The 21,261-nt window shown below is 42.5% G+C and carries 20 protein-coding genes and 2 pseudogenes; 6 read left to right on the plus strand and 16 right to left on the minus strand.

The window, feature by feature from the left end:
• Positions 1-111: 111 nt before the first annotated feature.
• The gene (locus tag DWW77_RS16345) at positions 112-354 is read right to left on the minus strand and encodes a cation-transporting P-type ATPase (RefSeq protein WP_015526489.1); all 243 of its coding nucleotides are present in this window, start codon (positions 352-354) and stop codon (positions 112-114) included.
• Between the two features lie 330 nt (positions 355-684).
• Between DWW77_RS16345 and DWW77_RS16350 the strand changes: the two genes are divergently transcribed.
• Complete coding sequence (locus DWW77_RS16350) at positions 685-1,416, plus strand: DUF5714 domain-containing protein (protein WP_015526490.1); 732 nt, start codon at positions 685-687, stop codon at positions 1,414-1,416.
• A gap of 33 nt (positions 1,417-1,449) precedes the next feature.
• Here DWW77_RS16350 and DWW77_RS16355 read toward each other — a convergent pair whose 3' ends face one another.
• From DWW77_RS16355 to DWW77_RS16390, 8 genes are all read right to left on the minus strand, one after another.
• A complete protein-coding gene (locus DWW77_RS16355; protein WP_015526491.1) occupies positions 1,450-2,625 on the minus strand; it encodes a DVU_1553 family AMP-dependent CoA ligase in 1,176 nt (391 codons plus the stop codon).
• 20 nt (positions 2,626-2,645) lie between these two features.
• A complete protein-coding gene (trsS, locus tag DWW77_RS16360; RefSeq protein WP_092071066.1) occupies positions 2,646-3,971 on the minus strand; it encodes a radical SAM (seleno)protein TrsS in 1,326 nt (441 codons plus the stop codon).
• Positions 3,968-4,402, minus strand: a complete 435-nt coding sequence (locus tag DWW77_RS16365) for a DVU_1555 family C-GCAxxG-C-C protein (protein ID WP_021650124.1) — start codon at positions 4,400-4,402, stop codon at positions 3,968-3,970. The genes trsS and DWW77_RS16365 overlap by 4 nt, the downstream gene beginning before the upstream one ends.
• Positions 4,403-4,405: 3 nt before the next feature.
• Positions 4,406-4,939: a class I SAM-dependent methyltransferase gene (locus DWW77_RS16370; RefSeq protein WP_110103577.1), complete on the minus strand. Its 534-nt coding sequence runs from the start codon at positions 4,937-4,939 to the stop codon at positions 4,406-4,408.
• The gene (locus tag DWW77_RS16375; RefSeq protein ID WP_005427475.1) at positions 4,940-5,161 is read right to left on the minus strand and encodes a DVU_1557 family redox protein; all 222 of its coding nucleotides are present in this window, start codon (positions 5,159-5,161) and stop codon (positions 4,940-4,942) included. It abuts the gene before it with no gap.
• Positions 5,161-7,455: a pyridine nucleotide-disulfide oxidoreductase/dicluster-binding protein gene (locus DWW77_RS16380; RefSeq protein ID WP_118609145.1), complete on the minus strand. Its 2,295-nt coding sequence runs from the start codon at positions 7,453-7,455 to the stop codon at positions 5,161-5,163. The genes DWW77_RS16375 and DWW77_RS16380 overlap by 1 nt, the downstream gene beginning before the upstream one ends.
• Positions 7,456-7,556: 101 nt before the next feature.
• Entirely contained in the window at positions 7,557-10,319 is a 2,763-nt protein-coding gene (locus DWW77_RS16385; protein ID WP_015526496.1) for a molybdopterin-dependent aldehyde oxidoreductase, read from the minus strand.
• Positions 10,320-10,355: 36 nt separating this feature from the next.
• Complete coding sequence (locus DWW77_RS16390) at positions 10,356-10,616, minus strand: hypothetical protein (RefSeq protein ID WP_092071079.1); 261 nt, start codon at positions 10,614-10,616, stop codon at positions 10,356-10,358.
• 209 nt (positions 10,617-10,825) lie between these two features.
• Between DWW77_RS16390 and DWW77_RS16395 the strand changes: the two genes are divergently transcribed.
• The 4 genes from DWW77_RS16395 to DWW77_RS16410 are packed head-to-tail and all read left to right on the plus strand — an operon-like array spanning position 10,826 to position 14,741.
• Positions 10,826-11,758: an NTP transferase domain-containing protein gene (locus DWW77_RS16395; RefSeq protein ID WP_021650129.1), complete on the plus strand. Its 933-nt coding sequence runs from the start codon at positions 10,826-10,828 to the stop codon at positions 11,756-11,758.
• Entirely contained in the window at positions 11,751-12,824 is a 1,074-nt protein-coding gene (locus DWW77_RS16400) for a histidine phosphatase family protein (protein WP_092071082.1), read from the plus strand. Before DWW77_RS16395 ends, DWW77_RS16400 begins: the two co-directional genes overlap by 8 nt.
• Before the next feature lie 31 nt (positions 12,825-12,855).
• Positions 12,856-13,881 (plus strand): XdhC family protein, encoded by a 1,026-nt coding sequence (locus DWW77_RS16405; RefSeq protein WP_092071085.1) that lies wholly within the window; start codon positions 12,856-12,858, stop codon positions 13,879-13,881.
• Positions 13,878-14,741 (plus strand): TylF/MycF/NovP-related O-methyltransferase, encoded by an 864-nt coding sequence (locus DWW77_RS16410; protein WP_092071089.1) that lies wholly within the window; start codon positions 13,878-13,880, stop codon positions 14,739-14,741. Before DWW77_RS16405 ends, DWW77_RS16410 begins: the two co-directional genes overlap by 4 nt.
• A gap of 162 nt (positions 14,742-14,903) precedes the next feature.
• On the opposite strand, the pseudogene mobA reads toward DWW77_RS16410, so the two are convergent.
• The 5 genes and pseudogenes from mobA to DWW77_RS16440 form a co-directional block, all read right to left on the minus strand.
• Positions 14,904-15,566, minus strand: a pseudogene (gene mobA, locus DWW77_RS18405) (molybdenum cofactor guanylyltransferase).
• A 7-nt stretch (positions 15,567-15,573) separates the two neighbouring features.
• A complete protein-coding gene (locus DWW77_RS16425; protein WP_110103569.1) occupies positions 15,574-16,065 on the minus strand; it encodes a MogA/MoaB family molybdenum cofactor biosynthesis protein in 492 nt (163 codons plus the stop codon).
• Positions 16,066-16,068: 3 nt separating this feature from the next.
• Positions 16,069-17,043, minus strand: a complete 975-nt coding sequence (gene moaA / locus DWW77_RS16430) for a GTP 3',8-cyclase MoaA (RefSeq protein WP_118609148.1) — start codon at positions 17,041-17,043, stop codon at positions 16,069-16,071.
• A 1-nt stretch (position 17,044) separates the two neighbouring features.
• A pseudogene (moaC, locus tag DWW77_RS16435) lies at positions 17,045-17,530 on the minus strand (cyclic pyranopterin monophosphate synthase MoaC).
• Positions 17,520-17,975, minus strand: a complete 456-nt coding sequence (locus DWW77_RS16440) for an MOSC domain-containing protein (protein WP_015526506.1) — start codon at positions 17,973-17,975, stop codon at positions 17,520-17,522. Before DWW77_RS16440 ends, moaC begins: the two are co-directional and overlap by 11 nt.
• 222 nt (positions 17,976-18,197) lie before the next feature.
• Here DWW77_RS16440 and fdhD point away from each other — a divergent pair, with 222 nt between their 5' ends.
• The gene (gene fdhD, locus DWW77_RS16445; RefSeq protein ID WP_244091944.1) at positions 18,198-18,896 is read left to right on the plus strand and encodes a formate dehydrogenase accessory sulfurtransferase FdhD; all 699 of its coding nucleotides are present in this window, start codon (positions 18,198-18,200) and stop codon (positions 18,894-18,896) included.
• Between the two features lie 117 nt (positions 18,897-19,013).
• On the opposite strand, the gene DWW77_RS16450 is transcribed toward fdhD, so the two are convergent.
• Together DWW77_RS16450 and DWW77_RS16455 are read right to left on the minus strand one after the other, a co-directional pair.
• Positions 19,014-20,021, minus strand: coding sequence for a molybdopterin molybdotransferase MoeA (locus tag DWW77_RS16450; RefSeq protein ID WP_173741773.1), 1,008 nt, complete (start codon positions 20,019-20,021; stop codon positions 19,014-19,016).
• Positions 20,022-20,070: 49 nt separating this feature from the next.
• Complete coding sequence (locus DWW77_RS16455; protein ID WP_021650138.1) at positions 20,071-21,096, minus strand: molybdopterin-binding protein; 1,026 nt, start codon at positions 21,094-21,096, stop codon at positions 20,071-20,073.
• Positions 21,097-21,261: the final 165 nt, after the last annotated feature.

The following is a 21,261-nucleotide window of genomic DNA, read 5'->3' on the forward strand; positions in this document are numbered from 1 at the left end:
GCTACTCACCCTTTCTTATCATAGAAGAATCCTATTTACAGAGATTTTTTCATAGTCTCTGCATATGATTGATTCTTTTTAATCACATGTACATCAGAGTTTATATATTACTTATGATATTGTGCCGGCTTTGTCGCTTTGTATCAGCCGAATGAATACAAGAAAAGGAGCTGTCGGGAAATAGACAGCTCCTTCAAAGAAAATTTGCAGGATACCTTTCTTCTTTCCTTCTGTAAGTTCATTCCACCCACACTTTTCTCTGGATCTTTTCACCTGTTCACTTGTAAGCCCAGATTTCTTGCCATTCACCCTTTCAAGAACCTCTTCTACCGTCTGCTGATAAATTTCCTTCATCACTTCCGCCTCATCGTTTCTAAGTATTTACTACCTGAATTTCTTATGCAATGAAAGACCTCTTTGAAAAAAATATAAAAAAAAGACCTTCATTGCATAATAAAAAATGCAATAAAAGTCTCACCATTTCCTTATGATACCGGATGCTTCCACCGTACTGACAACATCACAAACGCAATTTGTTAAGCGCAGGTTACTCCCCTTTATTGGATCAAATCATATACCCAAAGTAACATGATTGTCAAGATACTTTATCATTACTTTTTCATTTTATGTTATACTTTTTACATCGTTAACACTATTAAAATAAATTCTCCGGAGGTGAATCAAATGGATCATACGAATAATTCCTGTTGTTGCGGTGAAGCGGAACATTTTTCCGGATGTCTGATTTGTGGTGCTTCTATTACGTATCGTGCTGAAAGCTCTATTCAGACGTGCAGCATCTGCCATAAAGAGCAATTAACCAATGCGGTCTGTGAAAATGGTCACTTTATCTGTGATGCCTGTCACAGCTATGGCACATATGCTCCGGTAATCACAACACTCAGAGACAGTACAGAAAAAGATGCTTTGCTTCTTCTGGAAAAAATTATGGATCTTCCATCTGTACATATGCATGGACCGGAGCATCATGCAATTGTCCCATGTGTTCTTCTGACAGCGTTTCGCAATAATGGAGAACATATGGATTACGATGCTGCACTATCTGAAATCTGTAAAAGAGCGAAGCAGGTTCCGGGCGGTACCTGTGGTTACTGGGGTGTCTGTGGAGCTGCTGCCGGAGCCGGTATTTTCATGTCCGTTATGACTGGATCCAGTCCACTTCACAAAGATGCATGGCCGTTTCCTCAAAAACTTGTTTCCATTATTTTATCCAGACTGGCAGATGTTGGTGGACCTCGCTGCTGCAAACGTACCAGCAGAATTGCCATTGAAGAAGCCGTTCATTTTTACAGTCAGTTTTGTTCTGTAAACATTCCGTTGTCTTCTATAACGTGTAAATACTGCGAAGATAATCGCGAATGTATCCAGGAAGATTGTCCATACTATCCTGAATAACAGGCAAGGCAGTGATTCCATGATACCACGAAATCACTGCCTTGTAACTCGTTTGCCAGGATACAGCGCCCCATCTTCCCACTTTGCTTTTTTGCAGTTCCATGAACGAATATCCTTCTCTTCCAAAACACTCCTGATTCGTTCTTCTCCATTGTCCGATGTAAAAAGCGCTGTAATTTCCTTTTTTCCATCTACAATTTTCACACAATAATCTACCAGTTCCGGAATCTCAAACAGTAATTCATCCATCTCTCTGATACTTCCCAATGGATCCATCCGCTTTACAAAGTCCAGGCGTTTTATTTCACTTCCACAGAGGCATCTTCCTGGAATGATCCTTGACCAGTCACCGGTTCGATATCGAATCAACGGCTGTGCTTCCATTCCAATGGTTGTAATCACCAGTTCTCCCCATTTACCGTCCGGCAGCACATTTCCGTTCTCATCTATAATCTCTGTAATACAATGGTTTTCCCGCATATGCATGCCCTCATGCGCCGTGCAGCAAATGGCACCTCCAAGCCCCATCTCTCTGGAACCATAGTGCGGCCAAAGTCGTGTTTGCAGAATTTCTTCGATTGCTTTCATGACAGTTTTCGGACAGGCATCTCCGGATACCAGTGCTCTTTTTATACTGCCTTTTCCGCACATTCGAAGCATGGACAGCAATGCCGTCGGCATTCCCACATACGTATCCGGCTGCTCCTCTTCCAGAATCCTGTTCAGTTCGCCATAAGTTCTTCCTGTCCCGGTTGAAAGAGGTTTTGCTCCCAGACGTCTGATTGCCTCCGCGATCAGTTCTCCTAATCCAAAAGGACCTGAAAATGGCATAGCCACCATCGTTATACTTCCAGGATAAATAAATTCACCCAGACCTGCCATAAAAAGTTCTATGGTGTGTTCACAGTCTCCCTCTGTATAGAATACACGTTTACCGGCACCGGTAGTTCCGCTTGTCTGTTCTGATATCACTTTCTGTACTTCCCCCTGGGAGCAAAGCAGCATCCTGCCTCCATCTCGTGCCAGATCTGTTTCTGTCGTAAAAGGAAGGCTTCTCAAATCTATCAGGCTTTCCAGTCTTTCCGGCAAATCTCGGTAAAAACCCTCTCGTTCTTTCTCTCTCTTCAGTACAATATTTAATTTCTCCAGCTGTATTCTGTGTATTTCATCTCTTGTAATCTCTGTAATACCTTCCTGCTTACAGATCATTGCATCTATATTCGATCGTTTCACTTTCTGTATAAATATATTCCTTTCGAATTCGTCAGATTATATGCACAAAACGGCACCATTCCATAATCAGAATCCACCTCGCAGATATAACATCTTTTCAGACGTTCAAGATCCAGATTCCATGCATCCTGAAAAATCATCCCTGATACTGCAAAAGTTTCATTATGAACCCGGATCAGGAATTCATCCAGCGCATCTGTCTGTGTCATTTCTCCATCATCAAATTTTTTTGTGCTATAGCTCCACTGATTTTCCACATACTGTCTGGAATTATCGCTGGTAGTACAACAACATCCTCTGCCTGATTTCTTTTCCAAAAGTTTCAGTTCCCTCTCACCTTTTTTCAGATAACTTGCATGAAAAGAACAGTATGGATTCTCTGCTCCACCACCGGCGAAATCCTTGCTTTTCATAAGCCCGTCAGTCTGTTCCTCGATCAGCTTCAACATCTTTGGTATGGTAATCGGAGCTTGTGGACGCTGCTGAGAACATCTGCCAAAATAGCTGATCGGCTGGAAATGTACTCCTCTTACAAATGGCATATGATCCATCGCAAACTTCAGAATATCTCCAACCTGCATGTCATTTACTCCTGGCGCAATGACAGGTACCAGGGCAATTCCCAGTTCCGCTTCCGAACAGTTTAACACAGCCTTTTCTTTCAGTTCTATCATAGAGCGTCCGCGCAATGTCTGATACACATCATCTGTGACACCGTCAAACTGAAGAAATACTGTATTCAGTCCTGCTTTTTTTAGTTTTCTGGCATATCCTGCTTCCTGCGCAAGACGGATTCCATTGGTATTCAATTGAAAAAATGTAAACCCTTTTTCTCTACCCATATGTATGATCTCCGGAAGATCCTCCCGCATGGTTGGTTCTCCACCTGAGAGCTGAATATTGAATGGTCCTCCATGATCCATCAGAAAATCATATTGCTTTTCTATTTCATCAATTGAAAGATCACCGTTTTCCAGACATTCTCCTGCCGAAGCAAAGCAGACCGGGCAGTGCATATTGCAGCGCTTTGTCACTTCCAGTATCATACAACAGCCTTTTCGTTCGTGCTCCTCACAGAGTCCACAATTATCCGGGCAGGATTTCTCTTTGATTTTGGGATTTACCGGAGTCTCCGCAGACAGGTTTTCTCTTCCCCAGGAAAGATACTCTGCTGCCGTTCCTTCCCAGATCAGTGTCTGAAACTTTCCGTGGATATCACATTCTTTCACCAGATAAATGCCATCTTCACCGATACATTTTTTAGCCGTAAGTACTTTCATACATATCGGGCATACACTTTTTGTTTTACCCAGCGTAATCATAGTTCCAATATTCCCCGTTCTGTCAGTATTTCTATCACTTTCGTATAAGTATCTGCAATCAGCGCAGGACATTGCTCCATAATCACTCCCCAATCCAAATTAGAAGTGATATCCTTACAATAAAAAGCACCAAATTCTTCTTCGGTCTTCTTATGGAACCACTGATATAATTCCTGCACAGCCGGTTTCATCTGTATATCTTCTTTCTCCTGCGGAGCCAGATTGCCAAGGAACAAACCTATCGCACAGGCTCCTCCTGTTAGGCAGCCACAGGTATCTCCACAGTAACCGATCCCACCGCCAAGACCTCCCAGAGCCTTTACAAGCTGTGGATTTTCCTCACCTATGGCTTCCAGTGTCATAATCATAACCATTTGTGAGCAATGATAACCCATACTGCTAAGTTCTATGATTCTTTCATAAAGATCCATGTGCTACTCCTTTCTGCCAACCAACATGGTATAGCGCAGCTTCTTTCCTTTATATTCTTTCTGCAGAAGCTTATACTCTTCGCAGCAGAACGAATCATTCCAGATTGCTTCCAGATAATATTCCCGCCAAAGTAACGTCTGATCCTCCTGCCGGAGAATGGTAAATCCTGTCTGTTCTGCCATTTTCAAAAGATTTCCGGTATCAAGATCTGACAATAAAAGAAAACCTCCCTTTTTCAAAACGCGCCAGCATTCAGATAGTGCATTTTTCTGATCTCTGCTGACAAAAAATGCACACTGGCTGATGCAAAGATCTATACTGTCTGATGAATACTGCAAATGCAGAAAATCGCCAATTTCCACATCACTGCCCCGTGGGAAAAGATCCACGCCATGTGCTTCCAGCCCAAATGATTTCAGGATTCGAACCGTGTCTCCTTCTCCTGCTCCAAGATCCAGTGCTTTCATTTCTTTTTTCCATTCTATGTTCTCCAGAAGATGAAGCGTCTGCGCTTCCCCTCCCGGATGCCTGTTCATCTATTTATCCTCCAGTGCACGCTCCACCGCGAGCACTTTTCCAAGTGCGAGTTCTTCCGGAACATACACAAACCCACACTTTGGACAGACAGGCATTTCCACAGGAAACCCATTTTCCAGATACATAAATTTTGCTTTTCCTTTTACAAGAGGAACCTTACATTTCATGCAGGTCAGCTTTCCTTCCGGATCAATCGTATAATATGTTCTTTCTACTGCCATTACTGTCCCACCCTTTTCATAATATTCATTCGATGACTGTATGCTCTGTGTACCAGATATCCGTCTTCTGTTTCCACAAACCGCACCCAGAATGTGACATTTCCCAGTCTGCTTCTTGTCACCAGTTCTTTTGTTTCTTCATCTAGGATTGCCTCCTGATTTTCTCTGTAATCTGATAACACACGTTCCACATCACTTTTCAGTATCATGCGCTCATCCATCATATGGATTGCCTCTTCTGTATAGGCAACGGTATAGTCTTTTTTCTCCATGATCGGTTCCTCATTCCAGATGTTTTTTAAAAGTGTTTGTTTCAATATGAGCCTGTTGTAGCGTTTCTCACTGATATCAGGCATATTGCTGGCATTTGCCCCATACAGAAGTTCAAGTATATGTCGGGATTCTCTTCCCTCTCTGGCAAATCGGTCTCTGCATGCCATGCAGTATGTAATATATGGTGCATCGGAACGTTCCAGACACTTTTCTGTCATTTTCGCTGCCATATCTTTATTGGCATATGCCGTCAGACCTCCATATCCACAACATGGAGACAAATCTCTGGAATATTCTGTATCTTCAACGGTACATCCCATATCCAACAAAAGTTCTCTTATAATATCCTGTGTCTGTGCATCCCCTCTGGCACCACAGGCATCATGTATGGCAACCGGTATCTCCAGTCCTTTTGCCTGCTGTGGAAGTCCGATTTCTTTCAAAATTTCCCAGATTCCTATAACATGCGCTCCAATACTTTCTTTTAGCTGCTTCATACAGGTTGGACAACCTGCTATGATGATCGGATCACCAAGCTTGGCTAGTTCCTGTTTCAGCTGCTCATTTACTTTTTCTGTCATTTCATAGCGGCCTGCCCATTCGCTGATTGCACCACAGCATCCTAGCATCAGAGCAACACCTCCATCTACCCGATTACTTAAATCTTCGTATGCCTGCATAACCACATCCGGCGCTATCGCACCTGCCTGACAGCCTGGGAAAAATACATATCTGCAAGTTTCATATCCCGGCTGGAGTCTGCTCAAAAAAGCCTCTGAATTTGAAAATAACATGTCCATCAGTGCAAATTCATGTGGCGCCAGCGGCATCTTATCTGTAGATACCATATTTTCTCTTGCTGACTTGCACACCTGACTCATATCAAATCCATTCGGACAGATCACCGTACACTGTCCACAGAGGGCACAGGCATTCATCGGTTTGTTCATCGGATGATCTCCCATGATAATCTGCGTATTATTATAGATCTCACGGGCTAATAAACCCGGATGTTTTTGATATTCACTTAAATACACACAGCCTTTCATGCATTCGTCACAATGACACTGAATACATCGTTTTGCTTCTTCTACAGCTTCTTCTTTTGAATACCCATCCTGACCACAGAAAATCTTATTCGATCCATGGATTCCTTCCATGTTCGTATAAAGCTTGGTAGTCACTGCTCCTTCACTGCCTCTGTTGCTGTGCGGCGATAAATTCTGTACCAGAAGATCCACTGTCAAAGCTGCCCGCTTTGCGGCAAAAGCCGCATCCATCACAGATTCCGCAGGTCCGCTGACAATCTTTGCCTGTTCTCTTAACATAATCTCGACATCTGCTGCTTCTTCCGGAGCTAACATTTTTGCCACTTCTTCTGATGCGCATACCACATCTGCCAGTTCCATTTTTTCTCTGATAAACGAAAGATTCAAACTGCATCCAAATTCAAAAGAAAGATCCATAGATTTCAGACGTTTCGCTTCATTGCTGCGGTCTGATTCCAAAAGATGTCCGGCTGCCGCTGCAATATAGCTTTCATAATCTTCTTCCTTACAATAAATTGTCGTAGGATACATTTTCTTTTCCAGTTCCCCTGCAAGAAACAGTGGAAATAATCCAGAACCAAAGATTGCTGCCCTTTTCTTCTTTCTCATGCGAAATACACTGCTTCGTCTTCCCGGTTCTCCATACCGGACAATCGCACGTTCTACTTCTCGTATGGAGACACCATCACCAAGTTCACAAAGCTTGCAATTATCTTCGCAAGGTGCCGTACATCCATCACAGAGAATCATTGGAAATGGTGTAATTTTCTCATAAATTGCCAACGCTTTCTTAAAATTTCCTTTTGCAGCATAATACAGCATCTCTTTTGTATCCATTTTGAAAGGACAGGCTGCAACACAGTAGGCCGGCTGTTCATGGACGCAGAGACTGATCATATGATCCATCTCTTCTTTTGACATTCGATTTACATGATAAACGTGAGTAGAACCTCTCTCCTGTATGTATGTCATAACCTGCTACTCCTTTCGTCTGTAAAGGGGAGGCAGTTTCCCGTCTCCCCTGATTATATCACAGTTGGCAGCTCTTACTCCAACCACATTATGAATTAAGCTTATTTCTCAAGTTCTTTTAATGCTGCAAGAACCCTTTCCGGACGGGCAGGGATACGTGTAATACGTGCACCTGTCGCATTAAAGATTGCATTCAGGATTGCAGGATGTGGAGCATCCAGTGGAGCCTCACCACAACCAGCCGCACCGTAAGGACCACTTGGACGATATGTTTCATTGAAGTGAAGTTCAATATCATCCGGAGCATCCTTTGGATATGGAATACCACAATTCTTCAAAGTGGTGTCATGGTTCAAATCTTCAAAATCTTCCGAAAGAGCAAGACCGATACCCTGTACAAGACCACCATAGAAATTACCTTCTACAAGAAGTCTGTTCATGATCGTACCTACGTCAGCTACGCAAGTAAATTTCTCAACGGTAACTTTACCTGTTTCTGTATTAACAGCAACTTCCGGCAGGAAGATAGTATACATATAAGTTGCAAATGGATCGCCCTGTGCGGTATCCTGATCGATCGGATGATCTGCACAGAATGTAGTTACCCAGTTACCTTCATATTTTGTTGCAAGCCCTTCTGCTACCATCTCATCATAAGTACGGAATGTTCCGTCTTCTTTCTTCATTGCTGCTACAAGATTTTCTGCAGCCAGACGACATGCATTACCTGACATAACCTGTGAGCGTGATCCTCCTGCAGGTCCTGCATTCGGACATGTCTTCGTATCATTCATAACCAGTTTAATCTGTTCCGGTCTGATTCCTGCCTGACGCAGTGTTTCATGAGATGATACAAGAACACCCATATCAGCCCCCTGTCCATGATCTTCCCATGCAGCATACATCGTAACGGTTCCATCCGGATTTAATTCTGCAAATGCATTTGATGTATCAACACCATCAAGACCACAACCGTATACTCCAAGAGATACACCGATACCATATTTCATCTTTCCGTCAGAAGCTGCATTCTTTTCGGCAACACGTTTTTTCGCCGCTTCATACAATGGACGTGCTTTCTTAAACAAATCTTCCTCACAATATACCTCCGGTGGATAACCTGTCGGGATGGTAGTGCCCTCTGATTCTTTATAGCAGTTCATTTCACGGATATCAAACGGATCGATTCCCATCTTAGCTGCCAGCACGTCAATTGCAATCTCAGATCCCATATAAGACTGTGGTGAACCATAAGCACGGAATGCGGAGCCCCATGCATGGTTTGTAAATACGGTTGTTGATTTATTACGAATAGAATTAATTCCATAACCTGCGCCTGTAAACTGAGAAAGTCTCATGGTAAGCAGATCGCCAAATTCTGAATATGGACCGTGATCTACATAGTTGTTACCCCAAAGTGCTAAGAGTTTACCATTTTCATCTGCTGCAAGCTTAATATTCATAAATGCAGGAGATCTCTTTCCTGTATAAGTAATGTTCTGGAACTGATTAAATACCAGCGATACCGGACGTTCCAGAATCTTAACAGCTGCACCAATCAGAGCCTCATTTGTCGGTGAGAACTTGTAACCAAATGTTCCGCCTGCATGGTTCTGAACAAGTCTTAAGTTTTCCATTGGTACACCGATACCATCTGCGATCATAGGCATATGAAGATGTATACCGATAGATTTGGAATGCACTGTTATCATACCGTCTTCATCAATATATCCATAACCACAGTCCGGCTCAAGGTGAAGATGAGGCTGGCGTGAACAGTAGGACTCGATCTCAACCTGCTGTGAATCCGGAATGCTGTCCCAGTCAAAGTCCGGTCCCTTGATACAGTTTGTCTCAAAAAATGCGTTTGGAGTACCAGGATGGATCTCTGCTGCATCCGGTGCGATTGCATCCATTGCGTTCATATATGCAGGAAGTTCTTCGATCTCCACCTTAACTGCATCTGCTGCTGCACGTGCATGCTCTTCTGTGTCGGCAGCTACGATCGCAATCGCATCACCAAACTGAAAGATCTTTTCGTCGCAGAGTACAGGACGCTCAAATCCGTCTGTCTTATTGTGTTTCGGAAGCATTACAAGACCATTGATCTTGTTGGTTCCGCCTGCTGCCTTAATGTCCTTCGCTGTAATAACACGAACAACTCCCGGCATACTCTCTGCTTCTGTTGTATCGATACTGAGAATATTTGCGTGAGAAACCTTGGCCTGTGTAAGTGCAAGACGAAGAGTTCCCTCCGGCATCTTTAATGCATCATCTGCACCGAAATCCCAGGTACCTGTTACCTTCTGTGCTGCTGATGGACGGATATAGTTTGTACCGACGATAGAATCACCTGTCTGCTTGAATACGAGGTCTTCTTTAGTCATCTCGCCACGCATAACTGCTGCTGCCGCCATGGTCGCATCGATAAGCGGCTTGTAACCTGTACAACGACAGAGATTACGCTGCTTGTTAAACCAGTCCCTCACTTCTTCACGGGTAGGGCTCGGATTATTATCGAGAAGAACCTTTGCTGAAATAATAAAACCTGGTGAACAGAAACCACACTGTGCACATCCATATGCCATCCATGCAACCTGTATCGGATGCATATCAGAAATTGTTCCCACACCCTCGATTGTTGTGATCTCTGCATTGTCCGGAACACGGCTCATCTTGTAAATACAGGATCTTGTAACTTTTCCGTTCATAATAACATTACATGCTCCGCAATGACCTTCTCCACAACCGATCTTACATCCTGTAAGAAGAAGATGCTCACGAAGTACCTGAGCCAGTGTCTCATCCTTATCAAGAATAAGGATTCGCTCCACACCATTGATCTTCAATGTCTTTTTAATCATGTTTCATTCCTCCTTTAAAAAATACACGTTCCGATGTTACAAATCTTCTGACTTATGTGTTCCGCATGGATCATGATCGACTCCCTTACCCGTCAGATCTTTAAGTCTTTCCATTCCTCTGACAGAATAGAAAACAATGGAAGAGCTGCTTCCGTCCAGATTCTCACCGCTGAGTTTTAAAACATTCGCATTCTCATAATAATCAATCGGAAGTGTCCGACTGTATTGCTCTCCTGTGCGCTCATCTTTTACCTGTATCGTAACTTCTTTTGCGGTAATTTCAAAAATCTTATCCATGGAAACGTTCTCCTGTTTACATTATTTTGTATAATTTCATGTTATCATAATTTTGTACAGTTTTACAAATTGTAAATAATTATTAGTTGGCTATTTTCGTCCTTTTTTATATTGTTTTTATTACTTTATTTAAAAATTTTACTATTTATCCTCACTTTTCATGCTATAATAATATCAAATTTGTACAATGTTATTTTTAGGAGGTATCTATGATGCAGACAGGTGCTCTCATCGTAGCTGCAGGGAAATCGTCACGAATGGGAGACTTCAAGCCCATGCTTCAGCTTGGATCCATTTCCATCGCGCAGCGTGTGATTAATAACTTCCGGCAGGCCGGAATCTCTAAAATAGTGGTGGTAACCGGATATAATGCGGATGCTCTGGAACGCCACCTTGCTTCCAATCATGTTATTTTTCTTCGAAATGAGGACTATGAAACTACTCATATGTTTGATTCTGTCAGGATTGGACTGGAATATTTAAAAGACAAAGTGGATACGGTACTCTTTACACCTGTAGATGTTCCACTATTCACAGCACATACCGTTACACAAATGCTTTCTCTTGGACAGCCTCTTGTCACTCCGGTCTGTAACGGAACTCCAGGTCATCCGATCCTGATTCGTTCCTCATTAATTGAGTCCATTTTAAGCAATGATGGAAACACTGGTCTGAAGGGTGCTGTAGAACATTGTGGAACTCCCATGTATTGTTTAAATGTAGAAGATCCTGGAATCATTCATGATGCGGATACACCAGAGGATTATGTAGAACTTCTTCGTGCACACAATCAAAGTCTGATCCGTTCAGAGATTCAGATTCAGCTGGCACGGGAAAAGGTCTTCTTTGATGAACAGCTTTATTCGCTGCTTACACTGATTCATGAAACAGGATCTGTTCGTGATGCCTGCGAACGCATGCACATTTCCTACTCCACCAGCTGGAATCTGATCCATACATTAGAATCTCAGCTTCATGAACCGCTGATTATTCGAAGTCAGGGCGGTGTAAAGGGCAGTCACAGTGAGCTGACACCATACGGAGAAGAATTTTTGAAGCGATATGCCCGTTTTTCAGAGGAAACACGTACCTGTTCCGAAGCAATATTTGAAAAGTGTTTCAGAGGATTTTTCAATGCGTAATCTTTATCTTATTCGACACGGAAAACCACAATATCCAGATGAACATTCTTACTGTATCGGTCAGACTGATTTTTCTTTATCTATGCTTGGACATCTGCAGTCAGTCCTTCTTCACGGAGAACTGGATGATAAAATAACTGCTGTTTACTGCAGTCCTTTGTCAAGAGCTATGGAAACGGCTGCACATATCACACCTGATCTTCCACATATCACTATCTCAGATTTAACAGAACGAAATCTGGGAGAATGGGATGGTCTTTCATTTGATGAGATACGCAAAAGATGGCCGGACATATATGAAGCACGTGGAATGAATCCTGATTACCCGATTCCAGGAGCAGAAACTCCTTTCGCATCTGGCATGCGTTTTTCGCAGGCAATTTATGAGATTCTTCGTTCTTCTGAGGGTGATATTGCGATTGTTGCTCATACAGATGTAATTTCTTCTTATCTGTATTTTCTTGATTCAAAACAGCATGCCAGACAGTATTTTCGTCTTCCATGTGGTTCCTATTATCATCTGAACGCAGACGATAACGATCATGTTACCTTATCTGATTCGACTTACCTGCTGCCTCATCCTGACTTGCATGACGAACTATGCCGGATGCTTCGCGATTCGGTGTCTCTTCCTCATCATGTACAGGCGCACAGTGATGCAGTGACTGAATTGGCTTGCCATTTCTGCGATCTGCTGGAATCTCATGGTTACTTTTTTAATAAAAAACTGATTCGCTCCGGAGCACTCCTTCATGATATTGCCAGACTTCAAAAACATCACACCAAAACAGGTGGTGATCTTTTCTTACAATTAGGCTATACTGAAATCAGTCAGATTATTTCACAACATCATGGTTTGCAGAAGACAATTCTGAATGAAGCGGCTATCGTCTTTTTATCAGATAAACTGATTCAGGAAACCGAACGTGTAACCATCGAAAAACGATTTGCGGAAAGTCTGTGTAAATGTAACAGTCCCGAAGCTTTGAAATCTCATGAACGACAGCTTAAACAGGCTCTTGATCTGCAAAATATGATACAGACCATCTGTCACATGACGATATGACTTATAGAAAATTACAGGAGTTGTTTTATATATGAGAACTTTATTTCAGATCATACAACAAGAATTTCAAAAAGAAAACGACCTTGTGCTTGCATCCATCGTTGCTTCCTCAGGATCAACGCCAAGAGGTGCCGGTTCCCGTATGTTGGTTGGAAAAAAAGGCCGAGTTGCCGGAACCATAGGCGGAGGTTCTGTCGAATATCGTGCAGAGCTTATGGCGCTTGATATTCTTGAAAAGAAAGAATCCTGTGAACATGAATTCCGGTTGAATCGCAAAGATGTTGAGAATATCGGTATGATTTGTGGTGGTGATGTTACCGTATTTTTCCAGTATCTGGACCATAATGACCCTATTATTATGGAACTTGCAGTAACTGCTGAAACATTATATAAAGAACGAAAAGATTTCTGGCTGATCTGTGATCTTCATGCTACATCCGGTATGAGTCTTTACAGTGCATCCTATGGATTGACTGGAAATGCTGATGTTCCTTCTTCCATCTTATCTTCCTTATCTGCAAGACCATGCCGTCATCGCAATGAAACCTGTGACCTGTTTACAGAACAAATCGGTACATCCGGAACTGTCTATGTATTTGGAGGCGGGCATGTTTCACAAAAGCTGGTACCAATACTTGCAAGTGTTGACTTTCACTGCATCGTTCTGGATGACCGTCCGGAATTTACAGATCCTGCTCTTTTCCCGGATGCAGCGGAGACAATCCTTTGCGATTTTGATCATCTGGATCAGAGCATTTCTATCACAGATGCTGATTATTGCTGTGTCATGACACGAGGTCATGCCTATGATACGATTGTGCAGGCACAACTTCTTGCCACACCTGCATGCTATATCGGCGTCATTGGAAGTCTCGCCAAAAGAGCTGGTGTATTTCATCGTCTCGTAGAAGAGTATGGAATCGATGAGCGAGAATTAGACCGTATTATCACGCCTGTGGGACTTAATATTAAAGCAGAAACACCTGCTGAAATCGCAATATCTATCACAGGACAAATGATTCAGGTTCGAGCTGAAAGAAAGGCTGCTATGAAATGATGACAAAACATGTCTACAAAACTATTATATTCGGTGCCGGACAGATTGGGCAGATGACTGCCCGACTTCTTGGAAATTCCTATCAGATCATGTGCTTTGCCGATAATGATCCGCGCAAACATGGACAATTTATTGGTAATATCCCAATCTGTTCTCCATCAAAGGCCGCTGCTCTTCTTCCTGATCTGATTATTCTTGGTGTATTGGATGAAGAGCGGCGTGGTTCTATGATGCAGCAGATGGAGCACTTGGGCTATCACGGTTCATTTTGTGATCCTTCTGCACTTCGCATGTTCGATGCACGGGTTGCGGTTATGCGCCTTTTAGCCGAACAGATACATCAACAAAATATCCCTGGAGATGTGGCAGAACTTGGTGTTTTCCAGGGTGATTTTTCTTGCCTGATCAGTACGGCCTTTCCGGATCGAAAAATACATCTTTTTGATACTTTTGAAGGCTTTTCAGAAAAAGATATTGCCGTAGAAACCTCCAGGCATCTGTCTCGCGCTAAAACAGGTGACTTTTCTTCTACAGATGTAGACTCTGTTCTTCGCATCATGCCTGATCCATCACATGTGATCATCCATAAAGGATGGTTTCCGGATACTTTTTCCGATATTACCGATGAAACTTTCTGTTTCGTATCATTAGATGCAGATCTCTATGCTCCAACTGCTGCTGCATTACCTCTGTTTTATGAACGTCTGTCTATCGGCGGAGTTCTCCTGATCCATGACGTATACAGTACCCAGTTTTCCGGATGTAACAAAGCTGTAGACGAATTCTGCCTGAAACACCACCTGTTTGCAGATCCTGTATGCGATCTGCATGGAAGTGCTATTATCCGAAAAATCATTTAAAACCTAATTGGAAGCCTTTCATAATCCTATACGCCTTCTGTATTATGCTATTTTACGAGATACCCTTCAGTCTTTAAATATGTATCAGAATCGTTAATATTCTGAAAATATCCCTCATTGGATTCTGTATAACAAACAAAAATTCCTACAGTATTTAAAAATCTATAGTTTAACGAATTCCTTTGTGAAAATATCAGCAATTTCGCATTCCGTGCAGACTTTCTTATAGATTTCCGGATTATTGATATTCTGAAAATAGTTTTCCGGTGCACTGGTATGGTATAGGGAATATCCCACTGTATTTAAAAAACGATACACCGATGATCTTCCTGATTCCAGAAAATCTGTGATCTCTTTATAAAGTCTGGCATCATATACCGCTATCAGCGATTCTTCTTTTCCATTATGACACAGCATAGTCACCGGTTGGTCGGCTTTTTCCATTGCGAACTTCAACAGATTTTGAAGTTCTTCCACAGGTACCAGCGGCGTATCTACCCCCAGCACCAGGCATTTTTCTGTCTTTGCCCTTCGAAAACAGCTCTCCAGACCGCCAAGTGGACCCTAACCGGAAATTCGATCCGGCACAATCTCTTCCCCACACTGTGTTCCACGATATCCAGAAATTAAGATCTGTTTTGCTCCCAACTGACATCCTTTTCCGATCTGTATCTCCAAAAATGTCTGTCCATCTAAAAGTAGATCTGACTTCTCCCTTCCCATACGGCTGCTGGCACCACCTGCCAGGACTACCAGCGTAAAATCTGATGGCAATTGCTGTTCTGCCAACTGACCGTTTTCTAATTCAGATATATCAGTCTGCATTTTCCGATTATTTTCTGGCACAGTTCGTTGCCTCCCCGGTCAGGATCTGTAATCCATGTTCCAGCGCTGGAATAATATATTCCAGACTTTCTCTGACTGCTTTCGGGCTTCCCGGCAGATTCACGATCAGTGTTCCTTTTCGAATACCTGCTGCTGCACGACTGAGCATAGCTCTTGGTGTAATCGTCATACTATATGCTCTCATTGCTTCCGGAATCCCCGGCACTTCACGTTCTATAATATCCTTTGTTGCCTCCGGCATACAGTCTCTCGGCGAAAATCCGGTTCCACCCGTAGTTACAATCAGCTCTGCTATTCCCTCATCTGCTATACGAGCCATCTCATCTGCCAGCATCTTTCTGTCATCCGGCAAAAGAATGGTATGCACCACTTCGTAATCGTTCGCTTCCAAAATTTCCTGGATTACCGAGCCACTTTTATCTTCTCTCTCTCCTGCATATCCAGAATCACTGGATGTGATAATCGCAGCTTTCATAATTCCTTATCCTCCTATCTGGGACATTAATTTACATTCATCTGTCTCAATCTCTTCCGATGTAAAATGATGACTGACCGGTTTTTCCCATATTACTTTCTGTATTGCCTCTGTCAGTTCATCATCTGTGCATCCTGAACGCATCAAATTCTTCAAATCCGTTCCAGTCTGATATTGCAGACAGGCTTTTAAAAATCCTTCTGCTGTCATACGCACACGATTACACTGGTCGCAAAACTTATGCGTCATCGCACTGATAAATCCTATTTTACCCTGAAATTCTTCTATTTTATAATAATGACACGGTCCATTCCCATATCGTTCTTTTATTGGAGTCATTCTTCCATATGCTTTCTCTAATATTTCGCATATTTCACTTTCTCCCCGAAACTGAAAATCCTTTCCATATCCAATCGGCATCATTTCAATGAAACGAACATGAATCGGATATTGCTTTGCAAGTCTCGCTATCGATACCAGATTTTCCTGCTCTTCCACTACCGGCACACAATTAATCTTCAATCCAATCTGCGGATACTGTAATGCCGCCTGGATTCCCTCCAGCACCCGATCCAGACTTTCTCTCCTGGTTACCTTTGCAAACTCTGCTGCATTTAAAGTATCCAGACTGATATTTATATCATCAAGCCCCGCTTCTGCCAGATCTGCTATCTGTTCTTCGAGCAATACACCATTGGTCGTTAATGTCACTTTTTCGATGCCAGGAAGTTCTTTTAACATTCGAACCAGTGTGGCACAATTCTTTCTAATTAACGGTTCTCCTCCGGTCAGTTTGATCTTACGTATATCTAAACCAGTCATACATCTGCTGATTCTGGTAATCTCATCATAAGTCAGAATTTCTTCATGCGGGATCTGCACAACTCCATTTTCCGGCATACAATAGACGCACCTGAGATTACATCGATCTGTAATGGATATCCGCAGATAGTCAATCTCTCTTCCAAATCTATCCTTCATACTATTCTTTCGGGTTTCGATATAACCCGCTTTTTCCTCCGCTTTTTTCTACCAGATTAATGTCCGTCAGCTCCATGGACTTGTCAATTGCCTTACACATGTCATAAATTGTCAAAAGTGCCACATTCACACCAGTAAGCGCCTCCATCTCCACACCGGTCTGACCTTCCGTTTTGGCTGTACAGATTGCCGTAATTTCAAGATTTTCTTCATCCAGTTCAAAATCTACCGAACACTTCTAAATCATCAGCGGATGACACATCGGAATCAGATGAGATGTCTGTTTTACCGCCATAATGCCAGCCACTCTTGCTACTCCAAGTACATCTCCTATTTTCACAGTCCCCTGTTTCACTGCATCCATCACAGCCTGACAGACACAAATCTTGCCTTTTGCTACTGCTGTTCTGGATGTCGGTATCTTTCCGGACACATCCACCATAACAGCGTTACCCTTCTGATCAAAATGATTCAGCTTATTCTCCATCTGCCTCACCTGCTGCCTTCTCTATCACAATTTCATCGCCTTCTGTCAATACGCCACCATGAAGTACTCTGGTAAAGATACCTTCTCTTGGCATAATACAGTCACCCATAATTTTATAAATCTCACATCCACTATGACATTTTTTCCCGATCTGTGTCACTTCTAATAATACCTCTCCGCTGCGAAGTCTGGTGCCAACCGGCAATGCCTTCAGATCGTATCCACTTACAATCAGGTTTTCTCCAAATGCTCCGTCTTCGATCGGTGCTCCCTTTGCCTTGAATTCTTCTATTTTTTCATAAGAAAGAAGACTCACCTGGCGATGCCACTTGCCGGCATGGGCGTCCTTCTCGATTCCAAATTCTTCCATCAGTCTGGCACTATGTACATTCTTTTTCTGTGTACCTTTCTTCTCACTGATATTTACCGCCATAATCTTTCCCATTTTATTTCCTCCTTCATCCCTCAATTCACTCTTTCGAAATAAAGAGAGGTCTGTTATACTAAATCTAGTATAACACATAGTAAACATGATAAAAGAATTGTTTTTTCAATTGGAGAAATTATGTATATTAACGAACAATAACAAAATCTGTCTCTGCTAGAGACAAAAACATATCAATATATCGGAAGAAATGGAGAATCCCGTACGGAACAAGAAGAAGTATTGAACGAACATATGATGGATGTCTATATAAATGATCATCTGACTATGAAACTTGTTTGCCTGCCCCAGCATCTGACTGAACTGGTTCTTGGAAGATTGCTGACAGAACAAATCATCACGTCTTCCGAAGATGTAGATCATATCTATATCTGTGAATATGGAAAACGTGCAAAAGTCTATTTAAAAAATTCGGCACGCAGCACACAATCCTCATCGGATGCCTTTGTAGAAGTAACTCCTACCTGCTGTACCGGCAATCATATTTTAAATGATTACTTTGTTACATCCAAAGAGCCGCAGTCACTTACACCGATTTTCTGGAAACCAGAATGGATCTTTCATATGGCGGATGCCTTTGCGGATGGTTCTCCTCTCCATGGCATTACCTTTGCCACACATAGCTGCATTCTCGCTCAAAAAGATCACATTCTGTTTTCCTGCGAAGATATCGGACGGCACAATGCTTTGGATAAAGTGATCGGCTACGCTCTGCGGCACAATATTGACCTGCATCAATGTATGGTATATTCCAGCGGCAGAATACCAACTGATATGACTTTAAAGGTCATCCATGCAGGGATTCCAATTCTCTCCAGCAAGGCTTCTCCTACTTCTGAAGCAATTGATCTTGCAAAAAAATATCACCTGACCCTGATCTGTGCAGCCAGAAGGGATCGAATGAAAGTATTTACGAAATAATGTTTGACAACCGCATATTAAACCACCGGAACTGGATATTGAAAGCTTTTTCGCATTTTTCACGAAAGAATCACCGTATCATAGATTACCTCAACCTTGATACGGTGATTCTTTCATTTATTTTAATAACATCACATCTTTTTCATCTATCCCAATCCATATCTTATTTCCAGAAATATGCTTTTGGTACTGCTGCCATTGTTCTTTCGTCACATCTACGCGAATCCTGGCTTCTTCTTTCGTAGATACGATCAAGATATACGAAAACACGTCCTCAATCACTCTTTCCACTTTACATGGAAATACGTTTTTCGTTGTGCCATCTGCTTCCGGTAGTACCGGATGTATAAAGTGACTTCGCACTCCTACACTGCTGGCGTCTTCTTTTCCTGTGGTATCACACTGCAATGTAATTCCCCAGTCCAGAGCCATGACTTCGCCTGCTGCTGTCATAGCCTGCGGGCGATCCTCTATGGCTGCCACTTCCACCAGTTCTGCACCAAATTCTTTCATGCGAGCCGCCAGAAGTCCCTGATTACAATCATAAATCTTCCCCGGAATCAATCTTTTTCCGGGTGCCATTACTTCATCTCCGGTAGTCAGAACAGCTGCTCTTACCCGACGATAAACCTTCACTTTTATGACTCCCATACTGGCCAGTATACCTGCTTCAATAAATCCGATTTTGTCACCCTTTTTCAAAAGAACCGTTCTATTTTTAAAATTCTCTCCCTGATAACAGTAATTCTGCCACTGTCCGGTCGGACGGAAGATTCTGACAGTCTCTTCTCCATAATCTGTATCCTCCTGACGGACACAGCAGTCACAGCCTTTCGGAATAGCTGCGCCTGTCATAATCCGAACCGCCTGCCCCTTTTCCACTGTGACTCTGGAATACTGCCCCGCATCAATCTCTTCCAATACCGTCAACTGTACCGGATGACTTTCTGATGCATCCGTTATATCCTCCGCTTTGCAGGCATAACCATCCACAGGTGATCTGTCAAACGGCGGGTTATCAAATCCTGCAATCATATCCTTTGCCAACACTCTTCCACATGCCTGCAAAAGTGGTACAGTTTCCGTTTCCTCTATTACTTTTGTATGTTCCAGCAGTGCTTCCAGTGCCTACTCTACCGTAAGCTTTTCCATGCTTATTCCTCCTGTCCTGCTCTTATACGCCCTTTCCAAAGCTGCAGTTCGGATAATGACATTCTTTGCAGCCAAGACAGAATCCGCCATTTCCCATATGTGCCAGATCTTTTTTTGTCACTTCTATACCTGCGATAATACGTGGCAGAACAAGATCAAATACGGTGGCTTTTGCATACATCACACATCCCGGCAGTCCCATTACCGGTGTGCCATCTTCCAGATAGGATAACAGGAACATCGCTCCCGGAAGTACCGGAGCACCATAAGATACGATTCTCGCTCCTGTATTTTTGATCGCGCCCGGTGTCTTATCATCTGGATCCACGCTCATACCACCGGTACAGACAATCAGATCTGCCCCTTCTTCTTTTAATTTCATAATAGCGGCAGTGATTTTTTCCATATCATCATTGCACAGAATATGTCCGTGAATTTCAGCACCGTAAGATTTCATTTTTTCGATGATTACCGGTGTGAAAGTATCCTTAATTCTTCCATAAAATACTTCATTTCCGGTGGTTACAATTCCTACCTTCCGTTTCTTATAAGGTGCCAGCGATACCAGCGGTTTTTCTCCTGCTGTTTTTTTCACCAAATCCATTTTTTCTTTTGCAATCACCAGCGGAATCACACGGGTTCCTAAAAGACGGTCACCTTTTTTTACCGGGAAATTTGTATGACGGGTGGCAATCATAATCTCATCGATCTCATTAATAGCATCCAGCCTCGGCACATCCACCTGAAATACTCCGTCACAATCTGCAATCAACTCAATTTTTCCTTCTTTTACATCCGTTGGATGCATATTCTCATTGATGCACACATCACACAGAATCTGCGCTGCTTCATTTTCATGCAAAGTATTTTCATCCTTCTCCCACACATAAAGATGGTCTTTTCCCAGAGATAGCAAAACCGGAATATCTTCTTCCTGTACAATATGTCCTTTACGAAAGGCTGTATCTTTTACCACATCCTTCACAATTCTGGTAATATCATGGCACAGTACATGTCCTACCGCGTCCGTTGTTTTAATACACTTCATGACGTTCCCCTTTTACTTTCTGTCCAGAAAAGTTATAAATTTATATGGAGTAATTGTAACATATTGCCAAGAAAAACACAACTTTCATAAACACGGGAGTTTGACACATTGAAATCCGAAAAAATACCGCAAAGCCTTGAACACGGGATGTAATTATTCTTCTAC

The sequence above is a fragment of the Ruminococcus sp. AF17-12 genome (assembly GCF_003479245.1).
Lineage (GTDB): Bacteria > Bacillota > Clostridia > Lachnospirales > Lachnospiraceae > Blautia_A > Blautia_A fusiformis.

Coding starts and splice junctions, on each gene's coding strand:
- DWW77_RS16345 (WP_015526489.1), bottom strand. CDS start 354: ATGAAGGAAATTTATCAGCAGACGGTAGAAGAGGTTCTTGAAAGGGTG.
- DWW77_RS16350 (WP_015526490.1), top strand. CDS start 685: ATGGATCATACGAATAATTCCTGTTGTTGCGGTGAAGCGGAACATTTT.
- DWW77_RS16355 (WP_015526491.1), bottom strand. CDS start 2,625: ATGATCTGTAAGCAGGAAGGTATTACAGAGATTACAAGAGATGAAATA.
- trsS (WP_092071066.1), bottom strand. CDS start 3,971: ATGATTACGCTGGGTAAAACAAAAAGTGTATGCCCGATATGTATGAAA.
- DWW77_RS16365 (WP_021650124.1), bottom strand. CDS start 4,402: ATGGATCTTTATGAAAGAATCATAGAACTTAGCAGTATGGGTTATCAT.
- DWW77_RS16370 (WP_110103577.1), bottom strand. CDS start 4,939: ATGAACAGGCATCCGGGAGGGGAAGCGCAGACGCTTCATCTTCTGGAG.
- DWW77_RS16375 (WP_005427475.1), bottom strand. CDS start 5,161: ATGGCAGTAGAAAGAACATATTATACGATTGATCCGGAAGGAAAGCTG.
- DWW77_RS16380 (WP_118609145.1), bottom strand. CDS start 7,455: ATGACATACATACAGGAGAGAGGTTCTACTCACGTTTATCATGTAAAT.
- DWW77_RS16385 (WP_015526496.1), bottom strand. CDS start 10,319: ATGATTAAAAAGACATTGAAGATCAATGGTGTGGAGCGAATCCTTATT.
- DWW77_RS16390 (WP_092071079.1), bottom strand. CDS start 10,616: ATGGATAAGATTTTTGAAATTACCGCAAAAGAAGTTACGATACAGGTA.
- DWW77_RS16395 (WP_021650129.1), top strand. CDS start 10,826: ATGATGCAGACAGGTGCTCTCATCGTAGCTGCAGGGAAATCGTCACGA.
- DWW77_RS16400 (WP_092071082.1), top strand. CDS start 11,751: ATGCGTAATCTTTATCTTATTCGACACGGAAAACCACAATATCCAGAT.
- DWW77_RS16405 (WP_092071085.1), top strand. CDS start 12,856: ATGAGAACTTTATTTCAGATCATACAACAAGAATTTCAAAAAGAAAAC.
- DWW77_RS16410 (WP_092071089.1), top strand. CDS start 13,878: ATGATGACAAAACATGTCTACAAAACTATTATATTCGGTGCCGGACAG.
- moaA (WP_118609148.1), bottom strand. CDS start 17,043: ATGAAGGATAGATTTGGAAGAGAGATTGACTATCTGCGGATATCCATT.
- DWW77_RS16440 (WP_015526506.1), bottom strand. CDS start 17,975: ATGGGAAAGATTATGGCGGTAAATATCAGTGAGAAGAAAGGTACACAG.
- DWW77_RS16455 (WP_021650138.1), bottom strand. CDS start 21,096: ATGAAGTGTATTAAAACAACGGACGCGGTAGGACATGTACTGTGCCAT.